The organism is Rhodoferax ferrireducens, assembly GCF_003347515.1.
Classification (GTDB): domain Bacteria; phylum Pseudomonadota; class Gammaproteobacteria; order Burkholderiales; family Burkholderiaceae_C; genus Rhodoferax.
The window spans coordinates 34,232-51,627 of record NZ_QEII01000284.1; the positions used below are offsets into that span (position 1 = coordinate 34,232).

Annotated in this window: 17 protein-coding genes and 1 pseudogene; 14 read left to right on the forward strand and 4 right to left on the reverse strand. The window is 60.8% G+C overall.

Going from position 1 to position 17,396, the window contains the following annotated elements; all coding sequences use genetic code 11:
• Positions 1-11: 11 nt before the first annotated feature.
• Genes C5P05_RS16855 through C5P05_RS16865 form a run of 3 tightly spaced genes read right to left on the reverse strand, consistent with a single transcriptional unit; the run spans position 12 to position 3,442 of the window.
• Positions 12-1,121 (reverse strand): porin, encoded by a 1,110-nt coding sequence (locus C5P05_RS16855; protein ID WP_114971005.1) that lies wholly within the window; start codon positions 1,119-1,121, stop codon positions 12-14.
• Positions 1,122-1,157: 36 nt separating this feature from the next.
• Positions 1,158-2,129 carry a PDR/VanB family oxidoreductase gene (locus C5P05_RS16860; RefSeq protein WP_114971006.1) on the reverse strand — a complete coding sequence of 324 codons (972 nt, stop codon included), beginning with the start codon at positions 2,127-2,129 and terminating at the stop codon, positions 1,158-1,160.
• A complete protein-coding gene (locus C5P05_RS16865) occupies positions 2,126-3,442 on the reverse strand; it encodes a Rieske 2Fe-2S domain-containing protein (RefSeq protein ID WP_114971098.1) in 1,317 nt (438 codons plus the stop codon). Before C5P05_RS16865 ends, C5P05_RS16860 begins: the two co-directional genes overlap by 4 nt.
• Positions 3,443-3,558: 116 nt before the next feature.
• Here C5P05_RS16865 and C5P05_RS16870 point away from each other — a divergent pair, with 116 nt between their 5' ends.
• Positions 3,559-4,488: a LysR family transcriptional regulator gene (locus tag C5P05_RS16870; protein ID WP_114971007.1), complete on the forward strand. Its 930-nt coding sequence runs from the start codon at positions 3,559-3,561 to the stop codon at positions 4,486-4,488.
• A gap of 135 nt (positions 4,489-4,623) precedes the next feature.
• Here the strand turns inward: C5P05_RS16870 and C5P05_RS16875 are convergent.
• A pseudogene (locus C5P05_RS16875) lies at positions 4,624-4,773 on the reverse strand (heme-binding protein); the annotation flags it as partial.
• Positions 4,774-5,219: 446 nt separating this feature from the next.
• Between C5P05_RS16875 and C5P05_RS16885 the strand changes: the two are divergent.
• The 13 genes from C5P05_RS16885 to trbJ all read left to right on the forward strand — a co-directional run bounded on the left by C5P05_RS16885 (position 5,220) and on the right by trbJ (position 17,396).
• Positions 5,220-5,807 carry a TetR/AcrR family transcriptional regulator gene (locus C5P05_RS16885; RefSeq protein ID WP_114971009.1) on the forward strand — a complete coding sequence of 196 codons (588 nt, stop codon included), beginning with the start codon at positions 5,220-5,222 and terminating at the stop codon, positions 5,805-5,807.
• A 115-nt stretch (positions 5,808-5,922) separates the two neighbouring features.
• Positions 5,923-6,627, forward strand: a complete 705-nt coding sequence (locus C5P05_RS16890) for an SDR family oxidoreductase (RefSeq protein ID WP_114971010.1) — start codon at positions 5,923-5,925, stop codon at positions 6,625-6,627.
• A gap of 56 nt (positions 6,628-6,683) precedes the next feature.
• Positions 6,684-7,586, forward strand: coding sequence for an alpha/beta fold hydrolase (locus tag C5P05_RS16895; RefSeq protein ID WP_114971011.1), 903 nt, complete (start codon positions 6,684-6,686; stop codon positions 7,584-7,586).
• A gap of 143 nt (positions 7,587-7,729) precedes the next feature.
• Positions 7,730-8,494 (forward strand): alpha/beta fold hydrolase, encoded by a 765-nt coding sequence (locus tag C5P05_RS16900; protein ID WP_114971012.1) that lies wholly within the window; start codon positions 7,730-7,732, stop codon positions 8,492-8,494.
• A gap of 146 nt (positions 8,495-8,640) precedes the next feature.
• Positions 8,641-9,543 (forward strand): LysR family transcriptional regulator, encoded by a 903-nt coding sequence (locus C5P05_RS16905; RefSeq protein WP_114971013.1) that lies wholly within the window; start codon positions 8,641-8,643, stop codon positions 9,541-9,543.
• Between the two features lie 11 nt (positions 9,544-9,554).
• A complete protein-coding gene (locus C5P05_RS16910; RefSeq protein ID WP_114971014.1) occupies positions 9,555-9,797 on the forward strand; it encodes an EexN family lipoprotein in 243 nt (80 codons plus the stop codon).
• 284 nt (positions 9,798-10,081) lie between these two features.
• Entirely contained in the window at positions 10,082-12,085 is a 2,004-nt protein-coding gene (locus tag C5P05_RS16915; RefSeq protein ID WP_114971015.1) for a conjugal transfer protein TraG, read from the forward strand.
• Positions 12,082-12,546: a ribbon-helix-helix protein, CopG family gene (locus C5P05_RS16920; RefSeq protein ID WP_114971016.1), complete on the forward strand. Its 465-nt coding sequence runs from the start codon at positions 12,082-12,084 to the stop codon at positions 12,544-12,546. The genes C5P05_RS16915 and C5P05_RS16920 overlap by 4 nt, the downstream gene beginning before the upstream one ends.
• Positions 12,543-13,592: a P-type conjugative transfer ATPase TrbB gene (trbB, locus tag C5P05_RS16925; RefSeq protein WP_114971017.1), complete on the forward strand. Its 1,050-nt coding sequence runs from the start codon at positions 12,543-12,545 to the stop codon at positions 13,590-13,592. Before C5P05_RS16920 ends, trbB begins: the two co-directional genes overlap by 4 nt.
• Positions 13,589-13,948, forward strand: coding sequence for a TrbC/VirB2 family protein (locus C5P05_RS16930; protein ID WP_114971018.1), 360 nt, complete (start codon positions 13,589-13,591; stop codon positions 13,946-13,948). The genes trbB and C5P05_RS16930 overlap by 4 nt, the downstream gene beginning before the upstream one ends.
• The gene (locus tag C5P05_RS16935) at positions 13,945-14,229 is read left to right on the forward strand and encodes a VirB3 family type IV secretion system protein (protein WP_114971019.1); all 285 of its coding nucleotides are present in this window, start codon (positions 13,945-13,947) and stop codon (positions 14,227-14,229) included. Before C5P05_RS16930 ends, C5P05_RS16935 begins: the two co-directional genes overlap by 4 nt.
• 12 nt (positions 14,230-14,241) lie before the next feature.
• On the forward strand, positions 14,242-16,671 hold the full coding sequence (gene trbE / locus C5P05_RS16940; protein WP_114971020.1) for a conjugal transfer protein TrbE: 2,430 nt from the start codon (positions 14,242-14,244) through the stop codon (positions 16,669-16,671).
• Positions 16,668-17,396 carry a P-type conjugative transfer protein TrbJ gene (gene trbJ / locus C5P05_RS16945; RefSeq protein WP_114971021.1) on the forward strand — a complete coding sequence of 243 codons (729 nt, stop codon included), beginning with the start codon at positions 16,668-16,670 and terminating at the stop codon, positions 17,394-17,396. Before trbE ends, trbJ begins: the two co-directional genes overlap by 4 nt.

Here is a 17,396-nt window from a genome sequence, read left to right on the forward strand (position 1 = left end):
TGGTCCTTTCTTCAGAAGCTATGACGCAGGCCGAGCATGACGCCCGTCTGACCACGGCCTGCAGCGGGGCCAACTGGAACCGCTTCACCCGCCGTCACGGAATAGGCCGCGTTGCTGCCGTTGCTCACGTGACCCAGCATGGCGTATGCCGATGTTCGCCGGCTGAATGCGTAGTTGCCGCGGACGACCACCGTCTTCGCATTGGCGTTCGGACGATCGTCTCGGATCGCGATAAGCTGCGCGTCAACGCTGAACGGCCCCGCAACCGGTGTACTGACGCCGAGGTAATAGAGGTCGGTCGAGAGCGGCGTGGGATTCGCTCTGAGTTTTCGGCGAATCAATCCGCCGCCGACCTTTGCATCGCCAACGCGCACGTAGCCGTTGAGATGCGTGCGCGCATCGGTGTTCGAAGCGTTAGGGGTCGTCCCGGGCGGTTGACCGAAAAAGCCACCCGTGGCGCCGCTCTCCAGCTTGTCGTGGGCCACAGCGACCCCCCATCTTGGCGCGTCATATTTCGCCAGCACCGACCAGGCGCGGCACTCGTGCGCGGCGTTCTCGCCAGAGCAGTTCGCTGGAGCAGCACCGTCACGCCCAAGAGAATATGTGGCGCCAACCGTCATACCACTGAAGGTGCCGCGGTAGGAGATCGAGTTGTCCGTGCGAGCGTTGGGGAGGTACGGATCGAAGGTCGCGAGCCCGAAAACGGATGGGCCGAACACATCCGCGTCCAGCATGGAGTAGAACGACATCGTCCAGTGGCGACCGAGGGTCAACGTGCCCCAATCTCCAGAAAGACCGACGAACGACTGGCGGCCGAATGCGCGTCCGCCTTGCAACGCCACACCACTATCAACCGCGAACCCTGATTCGAGCGTGTATACAGCCCGCAAGCCGCCGCCCAGGTCCTCCGTTCCGCGGAGGCCCCAACGCGAGGGAAGTTGGCCGCCGCTCAGGCCCGGCATACGAGTCACATGGCCCCTGCCAGTACTGACGTTGTTCACGTATTCGACGCCGGCGTCAAGGACGCCATACAACTGCACGCTTGACGGTGCGGGGGTCTGAGCGTTGGCGCAGCTCCCCGCCGCAGAAAGCGCCACAATTACTGCCAGTTTTCTTTTCATTAACGTTTCTCCTCGTGGTTGTGATTGATGTGGGTGTTACAGGTCGAGCACCAAGTGCGGCGTGACCGCGCGTGACACACAGAGCGCCATACAGTCGCCGCGCGCTTTTTCATCCTCTGTAAGGAACAGGTCGCGGTGTTCGGGAATTCCGTCGAGAACACGTGTGATGCAGGTGCCGCAAACGCCTTGCTCACACGATGTGTCGACGTCAACGCCCGCGGCCCGCAATACGTCGACGATGGTTGCGCCGGGAGGTACGGCCACGGTGATGCCCGTTCGTGCAAGCGTTACGCGCAGCTCGCTTTCCGATGTGGCGGGTGCCTGTTGGCCTGCATTGAAGTATTCGAGGTGGACGCTTGCCTTTGGCCATCCCCGTTCGGACGCCACGTTGCAGACCAAGTCCATGAAGGCGCGCGGGCCGCAGAGATACAGCTGCGCGCCCGGCCGCGGCGCGTCGAGCGCCTGCTTGAGGCTGGCCGCGGTCTCTTCGTGGTTCTGCTCAAAGTGCGGCTCGGTCTGTCCAGCAAAGCCCGCACCCTGCAGCACATCGAGGAAGGCCGCGTGCTCTGCCGACCGTGAGAAGTAGTGCAGCTTGAAGGAGCCACCTTTTTGAACCAGCGCCCGGGCCATGCACAGCAAGGGGGTAATGCCAATACCGCCGGCGATCAGGATGGAATGCGACGCGTCCAAGTCGATCGGGAAGTTGTTCCTTGGCAGCGAGATGTCCAGCTCAGTGCCTGGCTTCAGCCGCTCGTGCACCGCCCTCGATCCACCTCTCGATTGCGGCTCCAACTTGACGGCAACAGTATAAAGGGCGTCATCCTCCACTGCGCCGCAAAGCGAGTACTGCCGAATCAAGCCGGGCGCCAAGTGAAGATCGATGTGCGCCCCAGGCGTGAACGGAGGCAAACGTTGTCCGTCACGCCGGGAGAACTGCAGTTGCCGCACGTCTCGGGAAACCGTAGTCGCCGACCGCACGACGACTGGGATCGTGCCGCCTTGACTCATACAGACTCCTGCACTGCAAAGAGGGAGGGGACCGCGTGTTTCGCGCAATACTCTTCCTTGCTCTCCGCTGCTCCCATCTCGCCTGTCACAACAACCATGTCACGGAAGTCGTTCTGATCAGGACTACGAACGACGCCCCGGGGATCACGTCCAGCCATCACATCGTCGACGGCCTCGTCGAGCATGCGACGCGCTCTGACAATCGCGATGTCGGTGGACGAGAGGTGCTCATTCGCCTGTTGGTGGACCACCCCCTGCGCCTGCGTGATCGCAATGTCGTGCACCGAGAAGCACTCACCCAATCCGGCGTATGCCTTTCCCTGCATGGATGCTCGATTTTGCGAATAGAGCTCCTCTTGCCGGCGCCACATCCTGTCGCCTTCAGCCTTTTCGGCGCTGTACTGGCGCTCCAGCGATTCCTTGTCCAACTTGCCGCTGCGATGAAAGATGAACTCCCACCGGTAGTGATGTTCGTCATCGATCGGCACATCCCACAACATCGTGAGTCCGCCTTCACCCAGATACCCTTCGAAGCCGCCGACCGCGCACGCGTTTGGCATCACGAAGTTCGTGACTCGAACAGAGAGCCGGTCTGTGTCGGCGATCGCTCGCCGGGTATATAGGCGCACGCCAAAGCAGGTGTCTACAATCGATAACTCGGGACGAGCCTGATTTGAGAAGACGCCCCAGCGCGCCTTCATTTGCGGATCGGTCAGCTCCAACTGGTGCAGGAAGGAGGTGTGCACCGGGTCGATGTTTCCTTCGCTCGCCTGGAGCCAATTGCATTCGCCCAGCCACCGCGTCACATAGCAGTGCTCCGGACCGCCTTGCAGAGCCGGATAGTTGGGAAACAATGGAGGCTCGCCTCTTCCGAGGTATGCCCAGAACACCCCAGCAGCTTCGTGAAGCGGATAGGATTTCATCTTGATCCGATCCTTCGCGGTCGGCGAGGCCTCGGCAGGTTGCTCCAGGCAACGACCGTTCACGTCGAAGAGCCAGCCGTGGTACGGGCAGCGGATGCCGCCATCCTCGATGCGCCCCAATGCAAGGTCGGTGCAGCGATGCGCGCACTTGCGGTCGATCAGGCCTACGCGGTCCTGATCGTCCCTGAACAGCACCAAGTCTTCGCCAAGCAGGCGAACGGGTTGGGGCGCCGCGCCGGAAGGGAGCGATTCGATCATCGCGACCGGCTGCCAATAGGAGCGCAACAGCTCTCCGGCGGGCGTACCCGGGCCGGTCTGGGTGAGGTATTGGTAGCGATCGGGGCCGCGGGTCTTCATCCGCACGGGTACAGCGATGGTGGTGTCGTTCATGGTGGGGTGGTACAAGTTAGTTTGAAAGCAGTTTTAGTTTAGACTTGCACCTGCCTTGATCTGAACGGGACTTACGCCCATGTGGGCTTTAACAAAAATGCAAAGCTGGAGGACGAATGGAAATCAAACAGCTGAGTAATTTCTGCAAGGTGGCCGAACTCGGCAGCCTGACCGCGGCCGCCAAGACGTTGGACCTGACGCAGGCGGCACTCAGCCGCCAGCTCTCGTTGCTTGAGGCAGAGTTGGAGGTGGAGCTATTTCGGCGGACGGGGCGGGGCCTGGTGGCCACGCCGGCGGGGAAGCGATTGCTCGAACAGGCCCACCTCATCCTCCAGCAAGTGGCCTCGGTGCCTCGGGTTGTGCGCGGCGCGGGCGATGTCGTGCGGGGAAATCTTGCACTCGGGTTGCCACCCAGCCTTGCTCGGACCATGGTGGTTCCGCTCGTGGAAGCTTTCCAGTCACACATTCCCGAAGCTGTCATGCGCTCAGTCGATGGTCTGTCAGCCAACTTGGTTGAGTTGGTTGCAACCGGAAAACTTGACTGCGCCATTGTGTACAACACGACGCCCACCGATAAGGTGGTACTGACGCCGCTGGCCGACGAAAGTCTGTACCTGGTATCGGGACCCATCGACGGGCCCGTTCTTGGAACCTCGGTTCCCCTTTCCGAAGTAGCCAATCTGCCACTGATCATCGCGGGCCGCGTCAACGCGGTGCATCAGGCGCTGTGCATGGGGATGGCCCGCCTCGGAAAGAACCCTACGGTCGTCCATGAGATCGCGAACTTGATGGCGATCCTCGATCTCGTGCGCAAAGGATACGGCTACTCGGTCATTCCGCTTAGTGGCGTCCACTCCTGCATTGGGCAGAGCAACCTCCGCCTTCATCGCATTCGCCGACCTGCTTTGCAGATCACGCTGTTCATCGCTCAGCCGGCCGTGTCGGACGACCCTCTCACGGTGAGCGAGGTCGAGCTATTGCGAAGTGTGGTCCTCGAGCAGCTGAATCAGTTTGAACAGGATGTGGAGGCGGCGGTAGTTCAGTAGCGGTTTTGCCCGCGCTCCATTCCTCGACATCAAGCGCATTCAGCGAGTAGTTGCATTGACGCGCTGCGATTGTCAACTCCGTAGCGGCGGTCGCGAGATCTCCGGAATAGAAGGCAGACCCGTACGAGTCGCAAATTACCCGACGCGTTTAGCTGATGTAGTCCAGATACGTGAGAGACCAATGGCTGCGATGCCTGCGCGGGCGACCTGGGCGTCCTCCGTGGACTTCACGCCGCCCACGCCGACAGCTCCGAGATACTGGCCGTCTTTCACGACGGGTACACCGCTTCGAGGCGGTCAGATACAAGTTCAGCATTGAAGGCGGAGGGTGATGGCAAGGTGATTTCCTGCACTCATTTAATTTCGTCAACCAGCCTTTTGCGCAATTTCAGCGATTCGCTGTTGCCGCCGACCGAAAACTGACCCACTTTAGGCCACTGGTGGGTCAATATTGAAGCGGCGCCGACAGACGCAGCCGACTTCTTCGCAACACGACACGAATTGCTCTTGCTACCCGGGAGGCATCCATATAAGCACACCATGTCCGCAATGGGATCTCTGGGCGTGAACACCATCACTTCCTTGACACTGCTCATGTCTGCGGCCAGTGCTCCTCAGCTTGGGTTCCAGCTTCAGTACACGCTTGGCGTACGAATTTTTTTTTGAGATGCCCCCCAATTCCAGTACATATAAAAATATGATGATCGTAATATTTATGTTACTATGCGCTCATGAACTCAAAATTCCTTGGCAAGAAAGCCCAATCGCATCAGCGCATCCTAGAAGCAGCCTCCAGGGAAGTGCGTCGTTCTGGCTTTCGCGGCGTTGGTGTTGCTGACGTGATGAAGGAAGCCGGCCTGACTCACGGTGGCTTTTATTCCCACTTCGCTTCGAGGGATGCACTGCTTGCCGAAGCAGTAGTCCATGCGAGTAGAAACATCGGCGACGCCATCAGCGTGAATGTAGAGACGCTTGCGCAACGTGGTCAAAGCACCTTCAGTGCCTTCGTCGAGACCTATCTTTCAGATAGCCACATGAGCGACTGTGAGAACGGTTGCCCCGTGGCCGCACTCTGCGGCGAAATGCCCAATCAAGCTGCTGAGGTTCTCGACTCCTCCCGACGGATCGTTGCCAACCTGTACAAGCTCGTGCAGCAGGCGTTACCTCCAGGTTCCAGTGCCGAAGCGGCCTGGACGGTGGCCAGCACGCTTATCGGCGCAATGCAGTTAGCCCGTGCCATTGGTAACAACACGCAGGGGAAGGCAGTCCTTGCCGCCGCGAGAGCAGAGCTCATCGCTAACTACGACTCCCAGCACTAGCCAGAGAGGAGAACGGAACATGACATAGATAAATACACGTCACGCTAAATTGCTCGCTTAAAAATATGATGTACATAATATTTTGTACATTAATCCAAATTAAAAGGAAAATTCCATGAAACTCCAAAATTCTGTAGTACTCGTCACTGGTGCCAATCGCGGTCTAGGCCTCGAATTCGCAAAACATGCTCTCGAGCGGGGTGCCAAGCGCGTCTACGCGGCCGCTCGCGACATCTCTTCAATCAAACTCGAGGGTGTTGTACCTGTTCAGCTTGACGTTACCAAGCCCGAAGATGTGGCGGCTGTAGCTCTAAAGCTTTCTGATGTCACCATCCTGATCAACAACGCAGGCATTGCGCGTCCGGGCGCGTTCGTGGCGGAAAACGCTCAAGCCATCTTGCGCGAGCAGTTGGAAACGAATGTCTTCGGCATCCTGAACCTGAGCCAGGCGTTCGCGCCGATCCTTGCGAGCAACGGTGGCGGCGCCATCCTCAATGTCCTGTCGCTTCTGAGCTGGGTGAACACACCCATGATCGCCGGGTACGGCGTGTCGAAGGCCGCCGCTTGGGGTCTCACGAATGGACTACGTCACGAGCTGCGCGCTCAAGGCACGCAAGTCGTCGGGCTCCACGCCGGTTTCATTGACACCGATCTGACCCGCGGCTTTGATGTCCCGAAAGCCATGCCGGTGGACGTCATCCGGCAAGCGCTTGACGCGATCGAAGCCAATGCCGAGGAGATCTTCGTCGACGAGTCTTCGCGCCAGGTTCACCAGGGTCTGTCGTCCTCGGTCTACCTCAAGGATGTCATCGCAGGTTGAACCCCGAAGGACCAAGCCCACTTTCCCCTAATACTCACAACTCAACGGAACATTCCATGAAAAAACTTATCGCTGTTTTCACCCTGTTGGCCTCCGCATTCGCAGTCGAATCGGCGGTTGCAGCCGCTCCCGTCACCCTCGAAACCGCGCCGACGAAGTTTATCGATGCAGGTGGCACGCACTTCGCGTACCGAACAATCGGAACGAAGACGGGCGTCCCGATTGTTCTCCTTCAGCACTTCACGGGCACGATCGACTATTGGGATCCCGCTGTTGTTAACGGACTCGCCAAGGAACGAGAAGTAATCATCTTCGACAACACCGGCGTGGGCGCGTCCAGCGGCAAGGTTCCCGACAACGTCGAACAAATGTCTACCGATGCGTTGGCATTCATTAAAGCCTTGGGCTTCCAGAAAGTCGACCTTCTGGGCTATTCCCTTGGTGGCATGATCGCGCAGAACCTCGCTGCGCAGCATCCTGAGCTTGTCCGGAAAGTCATCTTGGCAAACACCGCGCACCAGGGTGGCGGCAACGACCTCATGAAGGTGCTCAACGATGCGATGTCTCAGAAGACGTACCCGGATCCGCGCATGGTGCTGTTCTTCACGGAGTCGAAGAGTAGCATCGAGGCAGGGCAGGCATTCCTGAAGCGTACCCATGCTCGGCAAAAGGATCGTGATCCCGAGGCAGGTCCGGATGTGGCGAACGCCCAGGCCAAAGCGCTCATCGTGTTCTCGACGACGCAGGATTCTTCGAACAAGCTACTGAGTGCCATCACCCAGCCCGTGCTGATCGTCACTGGCAGTAACGACACTATGTTGCCCACTGACAGCTCCTACGCAATGTTCCGGATCCTCAAGAACGCACAGCTCGTGATGTACCCCGATTCGAACCATGGGGCGATCTTCCAGTATCACAACCAGTTTGTGACCGAAGCGAACAATTTCCTGAATCGCTAAGGCACGGCGGCGTAATCGTGCCAGGCGGTTGAGAGCGGATCCCAAAGGGGATGGCCTCCCAGGCACGATACGTTCATGGAATGGAAGCCCCGTAAAGGGGCCAACAATTGATCAAAAACCAACTCAAATGAAAAGGAAAGAAGATGAATAGACGTACTTTCTCTGCGGCTGCCGTGGCTGGAACCGCTGCCGCCTTAATGTCCGGCAAAAGCATTGGCCAAACAGCGCAACCGGCCCGCAACATCGTTTTGGTGCACGGCGCCTATGCGGACGGTTCTTGCTGGTCAGATGTAATCGTCCGACTTCAAAGAGTGGGGATGAACGCGACTGCGGTGCAGAACCCGCTGACGTCTTTGTTTGACGATGTCGAAGCGACCCGACGAATACTCGCGCTGCAAGATGGTCCCACCGTCTTGGTAGGTCACTCATGGGCGGGAACTGTTATCAGTGAGGCTGGAGTTGATCCCAAGGTTTCCGCGCTGGTATATGTCGCCGCACGCGCACCGGATGCTGGTGAAGACTACGGAGCTTTGGCTGGCACGTTTCCGACGCCACCAGCCAGCTCCGGGCTTGTCAAATCGGATGGGTTCGCTCAGTTGAACGAAGAGTCCTTTCTTCGTGATTTTGCGGGCGACCTGGATGCAACGAGGGCAAGAGTGCTCTTTGCACTGCAAGGTCGAATCTCAACAAGCTTGTTTTCATCTCGAACTACACAAGCAGCATGGCGAGCCAAGCCGACCTGGTACGCCATATCAACTAAGGACCGCACTACCTCGCCAGACCTGCAACGGTTTCTTGCTAAGCGAATGAAGGCACGGATGGTCGAGCTGGAGTCCAGCCATCTTTCAATGATCTCCCACCCTGACGAGATCACCGATTGGATATTGAAAGCCGCTGGACGGACATGATTGGTCACAGTTTTTTGCGGTTGGGAACTGACCAGCGTGGCGTTTAACGTGTGAGTTCCCCAAACTTTCACAGCGTCCATGCACGCATATCGGCGAGAAGGTCGTGTTGCTCTATTAAATGTCTTCAATGGCAACGGGACAGCTGAATGGAGTTGCGCCACCTTCGATATTTCATTGCCGTGGCAGAGGAGCTGCACTTCGCACGCGCGGCGGAACGGCTCCACATCGAGCAATCTCCGCTGTCACGCGCGATCAAAGACCTGGAGCACGACTTGGACGTGCAACTGCTTGAACGCACTACGCGCAGCACGCGCTTGACATGGGCTGGGCAAGTATTCCTGGATGAAGCCAAGCGGGTGTTGTCTGCCGTGGACCAGGCCAAAGCCAGCGCGAAGGCGGCCGCTACCGGCTATCGCGGCACGCTACGTATCGCGCTGTCCGACGGCATTGATCCGGTGCGCCTCGCTGCGCTATTGGCCCAATGCCGTGAAGAAGAACCCGATGTCGAAATCCGCCTGTTCGAAGTGCCCCTGGCCCAGCAGTTAAAGGGCCTGCGCGACGACTTGTATGATGCTGGATTCGCCCAGGCCGCCGAGGTGGGCGAAGACATCGTCACTCAACCTGTGTGGAGTGATCCGTTGGTGATCGCTGTTCCCGCGCGTCATCCTCTGCTGGCGCGCAAGCGCATTCCGTTGGAGGAATTGATCCGCTATCCACTGGTGCTCTGCCACCCAGAGATTTGCGAGGGCTGCTACCGACAGATCGAGCGCATCTTGCGCACTGTCGATGTTGAACCCATCGTCGCTGAACATGCGGCAACCTTCGATCTGATGATGACGCTGGTGGCCGCCGGATATGGACTCAGCTTTGCCAGTGAATCTCACATGATGGTTTGCCGTCATCCCGAGGTCGTGGCTCGCCCACTCGCGGGACGAGCACACCTGCTGACCACGTACCTGCTGCGGCCCAATACCGAATCGTCCGAGCCGCTGAGTCGCTTCGTCTGTCGATTGATTGAGGCAACAGTCAGTCCCACCATCACCCAATGAAAGGTTATGCAATGAAAATATTCCCCGCGTTGATACTTAACGTCGTGCTAACCGCCTGCGGTCAATCTGCTCCCACTGATACGGTCGAATCGTTGGCCGCCAACCCCGAACGTTTGAAGGAACTGCGCGCACAGTGCAAAGCCGACCACGCGAAGCTGGGCGATGCGTTATGCAACGCAGTGGCCGAGGCCACACGCAAGCGCTTCATGGGCAACGGCACGCCGTACACGCCCGAGTCGGCCCCGAAGAACTGATTGCATTGAGCAAGTAGCGACGCTGCGGCCAGTCAAGGCTGGTCGTATAGCTCGGTACGTGTCGATTGCTCACATCGGCAAAAATCTTTGAGCAAATCACCCTGTACGCCGCAATGCACTGTTCTTTGCAGCGACGCGCTCCATTTTTCCCCAGCTAGAAATCTTGTTTTCTTCGTCTTCGTTATCCCGATAACGGTCTTTGACCGGCACTGAGTTGACACCGAACCTCATGTCTGCGGCACGTCTTTGTGCGCGCGATGTGCAGAAGAGATTCGGAGGTCGGGATGCAAGGGACCAGTGTGCTGTTCGGTCAGGTGTTGACGGTGTTCGGCATCGTCATCGCCGGTGTGTGGGGTGCCACGCAATGGACTGCTGCTGCCCTGGGTTATCAGCTACGCCTGGGCGCGCCCTGGTTCGATTTTTTCGGCACACCGGTCTATCACCCTTGGCGGCTGTTCGAGTGGTGGTTCTTTTTCGACGCTTACGCACCGCACATCTTCAACACGGGTGGCACCATCGCCGGCGCCAGTGGCCTGGCTGCCATGGTGGTCGCCATCGGCATGTCGATATGGCGCTCGCGGCAGTCCAAGCTGGTCACAACCTATGGCTCCGCACGCTGGGCCGATGCCAACGAAATCCGCAAGGCTGGGCTGACCGGTCCGGCCGGGGTTTTCCTCGGCCTGCACGACAGCCAGTACCTGCGCCATGAGGGGCCGGAACACGTCCTGACCTTCGCGCCCACGCGCTCGGGCAAAGGCGTGGGTCTGGTGGTGCCGACGCTGTTGTCATGGCCTGCATCCGCAGTCATTCACGACATCAAGGGCGAGAACTGGAACATCACCGCTGGCTGGCGCTCGCGCTTCTCGCACTGCCTGCTGTTCAATCCGACTGATCCCAAATCAGCCGCGTACAACCCGCTGCTGGAAGTCCGTCGCGGCGCGTATGAAGTGCGCGACGTGCAGAACATCGCCGATATCCTGGTCGATCCCGAAGGCGCGCTGGAGCGGCGCAACCACTGGGAGAAGACTTCCCACGCGCTGCTGGTTGGTGCGATCCTGCATGTGCTCTATGCAGGCGAAAACAAGACGCTGCGCGGTGTCGCTAACTTTCTATCCGATCCGGCGTGCCCGTTCGAGGTGACGTTGCACCGGATGATGACGACGCGGCACCTGGGCGAGAGCACGCATCCTGTCGTCGCATCGGCCGCGCGCGAAGTGCTCAACAAGAGCGACAACGAGCGCTCGGGTGTGCTGTCCACAGCCATGAGTTTTCTGGGTCTGTACCGCGACCCCACTGTGGCCGAAGTGACTTCACGCTGCGACTGGCGCATCGCCGACCTGATCTCTGCGGAACATCCGGTGTCGTTGTACCTGGTTGTGCCTCCTTCGGACATCAGCCGCACCAAGCCGCTGATCCGACTGATCCTGAACCAGATCGGTCGGCGGCTCACCGAATCACTCGATGGTTCCGATGGCGTGGAACGCAAACACAAGCTGCTGCTGATGCTCGATGAGTTCCCGGCATTGGGCCGTTTGGACTTCTTTGAATCAGCGCTGGCCTTCATGGCCGGCTACGGCCTGCGCGCCTTCCTGATTTCGCAGTCGCTCAACCAGATCGACAAAGCCTACGGCCAGAACCATTCGATTTTGGACAACTGCCATGTACGGGTGACTTTCGCCACCAACGACGAACGCACCGCCAAACGCATCTCCGAGACACTGGGCACTGCCACCGAGTTGCGCGCACAGCGCAACTATGCGGGCCATCGTCTGGCACCGTGGCTGGGCCACCTGATGGTGTCGCGCCAGGAGACAGCGCGACCACTGTTGACACCCGGCGAAGTCATGCAACTGCCGCCGGATGAATCGGTGGTGATGGTCTCCGGTCATGCACCGATCAAAGCCAAGAAGCTGCGCTACTACCTTGACGCCAACTTCAAGCGGCGCGTACTGCCACCGCCCACGTTGACCTTGGGCCGTTATGCCGACGTGCCAGCGACACGCGCCGACGACTGGAGCGCCTTGGCTGTACCCGCTGTGCCGGCCACGTCCGCCACGACTGGGCTTGGTGAATCGGCCGATGACGGCGGCCCCCGCCAACAGCCCGAGCTATCCGAAGTCGCCACCTACAGCCCCGAACCCGATCAGTCGGCCAGCGACCTGTCGCTGCTTGATGACGACGATTTTCCTTTACCTCTTTCGGCATCCCTCCCATCCCAGTTCGACCCGCGCTTGCAGCGCACGGCACGGCTGGCCGCTCTCGACCCTGACGACGGAATTCAACTATGAGCCTCAACCAGTCCACCTATCGCCTGAACCTCTTCATTCAACCCGACCACGCCAAGCGCCTGGATGAACTGGCCGCCAAGAAAGGCGTGTCCAAGTCATCCATCGTCGCGGCAGCGCTTGCGTCCTGGCTCTCACCGGACGCGGGTGACCAGCGCGAGGCGGCCACCGCTAAACGGCTGGATCGGCTGTCACGCCAGTTCGAGCGTCTGGAGCGTGACCAGAACATCCTGATCGAGACGCTGGCGCTGTACGTGCGCTACTACCTCACGGTCAGCACGCCGGTGCCGGAGGCCCATCAAGAAGCGGCCAAGGCTCAAGGCAAGGCGCGCTTCGAGCAGTTCATCGAACAGCTCGGCCGCCATGTGCTGCGCGGGCGCAGCCTGGTCAAGGAGGTCTACGAAGAAATCCAGCCTGATGCCACTCGGCTGGCGGAAGCGGCCACGCAGGAGGACGGCGCATGAGCGCCGTCCCGAAGTTGCCACCCGAGTTGCAGCTTAAGCCGCCGTCATCCGCTGCCACCTCGCTGGACCGGCGTATCCGCATGCTGCGCACGGCGATGGGGCCACTGATTGCCGCCGCGCTGGAAGACCCGGATGTGGTGGAGATCATGCTCAACCCAGACGGCTCCTTGTGGATTGATCGGCTGTCGTCGGGCCGCTCGCCGACCGGCGTCAAGCTGTCCGAAGCCGATGGCGAACGCATCATCCGGCTGGTTGCGGCCCATGTCGGTACCGAGGTGCATCGCGGCCAGCCACTGTTGACCGCCGAGCTGCCGGAAACGGGTGAGCGCTTCGAGGGCATCCTGCCGCCCGCCGCGCCGGGGCCGGCCTTTGCCTTGCGCAAGCGCGCCGTGAGCATCATTGGCCTGGAGCGCTATGTCGCCGACAGCATCCTGACCGAGGAACAAGCCGAGTTCCTGCGCCGCGCGGTGCGCGAGCGGCTGAACATCCTGATCGCCGGGGGCACCAGCACCGGCAAGACGACGCTGGCCAACGCACTGTTGGCCGAGATTGCCGCCACTGGCGACCGGGTGCTGGTGCTTGAAGACACCGTGGAACTTCAGTGCGCCGCCCGCGACCATGTATCGCTGCGCACGCGGTCTGGTGTGGTGTCGATGGCCGAGTTGGTGCGGGCCACGATGCGGCTGCGACCCGACCGCGTCATCGTCGGTGAGGTGCGCGGCGGCGAAGCACTGGATCTCATCAAGGTCTGGGGCACCGGGCACCCTGGCGGTATCGCCACCATCCACGCCAGTTCCGCCCACGGCGCGCTGCTGCGCCTGGAACAACTGATCCTCGAAGTCGCCTTGACACCGCCGCGTGCGTTGATTGCCGAGGCGGTGAATGTCGTTGTCTTCATCGCCGGGCGCGGCCGTGCCCGCCATGTTCAGACCATCGCCCGCGTTATCGGTTTCGACGGCCACGGCTACCAGCTCGACGACGCGCTCGCGCCGCCGCTTCCAACCCTTTCGATCCCTTCCTCAACCACCCCTGGAGAACTGTCATGACACACACCGTTTTTTCGACTTCCCGCTTTTCTGTAAATCCGCATCTGCGGCTGACGTTGCACGTTGCCGTGCTCGCTGCACTGATGCTCTGCCTGACTTTGCCGGCACATGCGGCCGGCTCCAGCATGCCTTGGGAAGGGCCGCTGCAATCCATCCTTGAATCGATCCAGGGGCCGGTGGCCCGGATCGTCGCGGTCATCATCATCATTTCCACCGGCCTGGCGCTGGCCTTCGGCGATACGTCGGGCGGCTTTCGCAAGCTGATCCAGATCGTGTTCGGGCTGTCGATCGCGTTCGCCGCGTCCTCGTTCTTTCTGTCGTTCTTCTCGTTCTCGGGTGGGGCGGTGGTTGCATGAGTACCGAGACCGAATTTGCGCCGGGCTTCGCAAGTGGTTTCGAGATTCCGCTGCATCGCTCGCTGACCGAACCGATCCTGCTGGGTGGCGCACCGCGCACCGTGGCAATCGCCAACGGCACGCTGGCCGCCGCCGTCGGCTTGGGCCTGCAACTGTGGATTCCCGGTCTGGTGCTGTGGATCGTCGGCCATTCGTTGGCGGTCTGGGGTGCCCGGCTCGATCCGCAGTTCATGGCCGTGTTCGCCCGGCACATCAAGCACCGCCCACTGCTGGACGTGTGAGGAGAACACGCCATGATGAATCTCGCTGAATACCGCAAGCGTCCCGCGCTGCTGGCCGACTGGTTGCCCTGGGCTGGACTGGTCGCGCCGGGCGTTGTGCTCAACAAGGATGGCTCGTTCCAGCGCACGGCGCGCTTTCGCGGGCCGGATCTGGACAGCGCCACGCAGGGCGAACTGATCGCCACGTCGGCGTGTTTGAACAACGCGCTGCGCCGATTGGGGTCAGGCTGGGCCTTGTTCGTGGAAGCCGAGCGGCGTGCCGCCGCCGACTACCCGCATTCGGAGTTTCCCGAACCACTATCCTGGCTAGTGGACGAAGAACGCCGGGGCTCGTTCGAGGAAGACCACAGCCACTTCGAGAGCAGCTACCACCTGACGCTGGCGTACCTGCCCGCCGAGGAATCCCGCGCCCGCGCCGCCAAGCTGCTGTATGAGAACACGCCGCAAGGCGGCGTGGACTGGCGCGAGCGGCTGGAATCGTTTATCTCGGAGACGGATCGCTTCTTCGACTTGCTCGATGGCGTCATGCCTGAGATCGTCTGGCTGGACGACGGCCAGACGCTGACCTATCTGCATGCGACGGTCTCGGCGCGGCGCTACCGGGTGGCGGTGCCAGAGCATCCGTTCTACCTCGACGCCTTGCTGGCCGATTCCGCGCTGGTGGGAGGTTTGGCCCCCATGCTCGGCGACCAGCACCTGCGCGTGGCATCGGTGCGCGGTTTCCCCACCTCGACCTGGCCGGGGCTGCTGGACGACTTGAACCGCCTGGGCTTCGCCTACCGCTGGTCCACACGCTTTCTCTGCATGGACAAGTCAGAAGCAGAAAAGGAACTCACACGTCTGCGCCGCCAGTGGTTCGCCAAGCGCAAGAACGTGGTCGCGCTGCTGCGCGAAACCATCTTCCAGCAGGAAAGCCCGCTGGTCGATACCGATGCCTCCAACAAGTCAGCGGATGCCGATGCGGCCCTGCAGGAGCTGGGCAGCGATCAAGTCTCCTTCGGCTATGTCACCGTTACGGTGACGGTACTCGATGCCGATGCCGGCGCGGCTGACGAAAAATTGCGTCGGATTGAACGTGTCATCCAGGGCCGCGGTTTCGTCACGATCCCGGAAACGCTCAATGCCGTGGAGGCGTGGCTGTCCTCGATTCCGGGCAATGCCTACGCCAATGTGCGACAGCCCATCATCTCGACGCTGAACCTGGCGCACCTGATGCCCGTGTCTGCTGTATGGGCCGGGCCGGAGCGCAATGACCACCTGGACGGGCCGCCATTGATCGTGACGCGCACCGATGGCGCCACGCCGTTCCGGCTGGTGACGCACATCGGCGACGTGGGCCACACGCTGGTGGTCGGGCCTACTGGCATGGGCAAGTCAGTGCTACTGGCGGCTTTGGCGATGCAGTTCCGCCGCTATCCCGGTTCGCGCATCTTTGCCTTCGACATGGGGCGCTCCATGCGCGCCACCATCCTGGGCCTGGGCGGCGAGCACTATGACATGGGCACGGACGGCGAAATCGCCTTCCAGCCGCTGGCCCGCATCGACCAGGAGGGCTACCGCACCTGGGCCGCCGAGTGGCTGGAAGGTCGCTTGCTGCACGAAGGCGCAGCCGTCGGCCCGGAAGAAAAGGCCATGGTCTGGTCGGCGCTGGGCAGCCTGGCGGGTGCGCCGGTGGAGCAGCGCACCTTGACTGGCTTGTCGGTACTGCTGCAATCGAATGCCTTGCGCCAGGCCTTGCAGCCCTACGTGCTTGGCGGCGCGCACGGCAAGCTGCTGGACGCGGATTCGGACCGCTTGGGTTCTGGTTCCGTCCAGTGCTTCGAGATGGAAGAGCTGATGCACAGCAAGGCCGCTGTGCTGGCTGTAATGGGCTATCTGTTTGCGCGCCTCGACGAACGCTTCGATGGTGCGCCGACCTTGCTCATTCTGGACGAGGCCTGGCTGTTTCTTGATGACCCGGTGTTCGCCGCCCGCATCCGCCAGTGGCTCAAGACGCTGCGCAAGAAGAACGTCAGTGTCATCTTCGCCACGCAGTCGCTCGCGGACATCCAGAACTCGTCCATCGCCCCGGCCATCGTGGAGAGCTGCGCCAGCCGCATCTTCCTGCCGAATCCGCAGGCGACCGAGCCGCAGATTCGCACGATCTACGAAGGCTTTGGTTTGAACCGTCGCCAGATCGACATCGTGGCCGAGGCGGTTCCCAAACGCGACTACTACTACCAATCCCGGCTGGGCAATCGCTTGTTCGATCTTGATCTGGGGCCGGTCACGCTGGCCTTTGCCGGTGCCTCGACGCCGCAGGACCAGCGCGACATTGACGAGGTATGCCGCTCTGTGTCGCCTTACGACTTCGCAGCCGCCTGGCTGCGCCATTGCGGTCTCGACTGGGCCGCCGACCTTGTTCCGTCCCTTTCGTCAGTTCAACAGGAGAACGCACCATGAAAAAGACCATCCTCGCCATTGCTGCCGCAGCGCTGGTGACCCTGATGCCAGTCGCACACGCGCAGTGGGTCGTGATCGATCCGTCCAACCTGGCCCAGAACATCATGACGGCCGCACGCACGCTGGAGCAGATCAACAACCAGATCAGGCAGCTCCAGAATCAGGCGCAGTCGCTGATGAACCAGGCGAAGAACCTCACCAGTCTGGACTTCAGTGCGTTGAATGAACTGCGTGCGTCGCTGTCGGCGACCAACCAGCTCATCCAACAGGCTCAGGGACTGGCGTTCAATGTCTCGCAGATGGAGACCGAATTCCAGCGGCTCTACCCCGATGCGTATTCCGCCTCCACCTCGGGAACCCAGATGGCGACCGATGCACGTTCGCGCTGGCGCAATTCGCTCGAAGCGCTGCGCACCGCGACCAAGGTGCAGTCGCAAGCGGTGCAGAACTTCGCATCCGACGAGCAGACGCTGACGGACCTGGTGAACCGTAGCCAGTCGGCGGTCGGCGCTTTGCAGGCCACGCAGGCGACCAACCAGTTGCTGGCCTTGCAGGCGCGGCAATCCATCCAGGCACAGCAGCTGCAAATCACACAGGACCGCGCCACTGCGCTGGAGCAGGCGCGCGTCGTTGCCGTGCAGGAACGTGCCCGCGAGGTGCGGCGGCGCTTCATCGGTGACGGCACGCCGTACACCCCACAGACCGTCGATTTCTACGGCAACTGA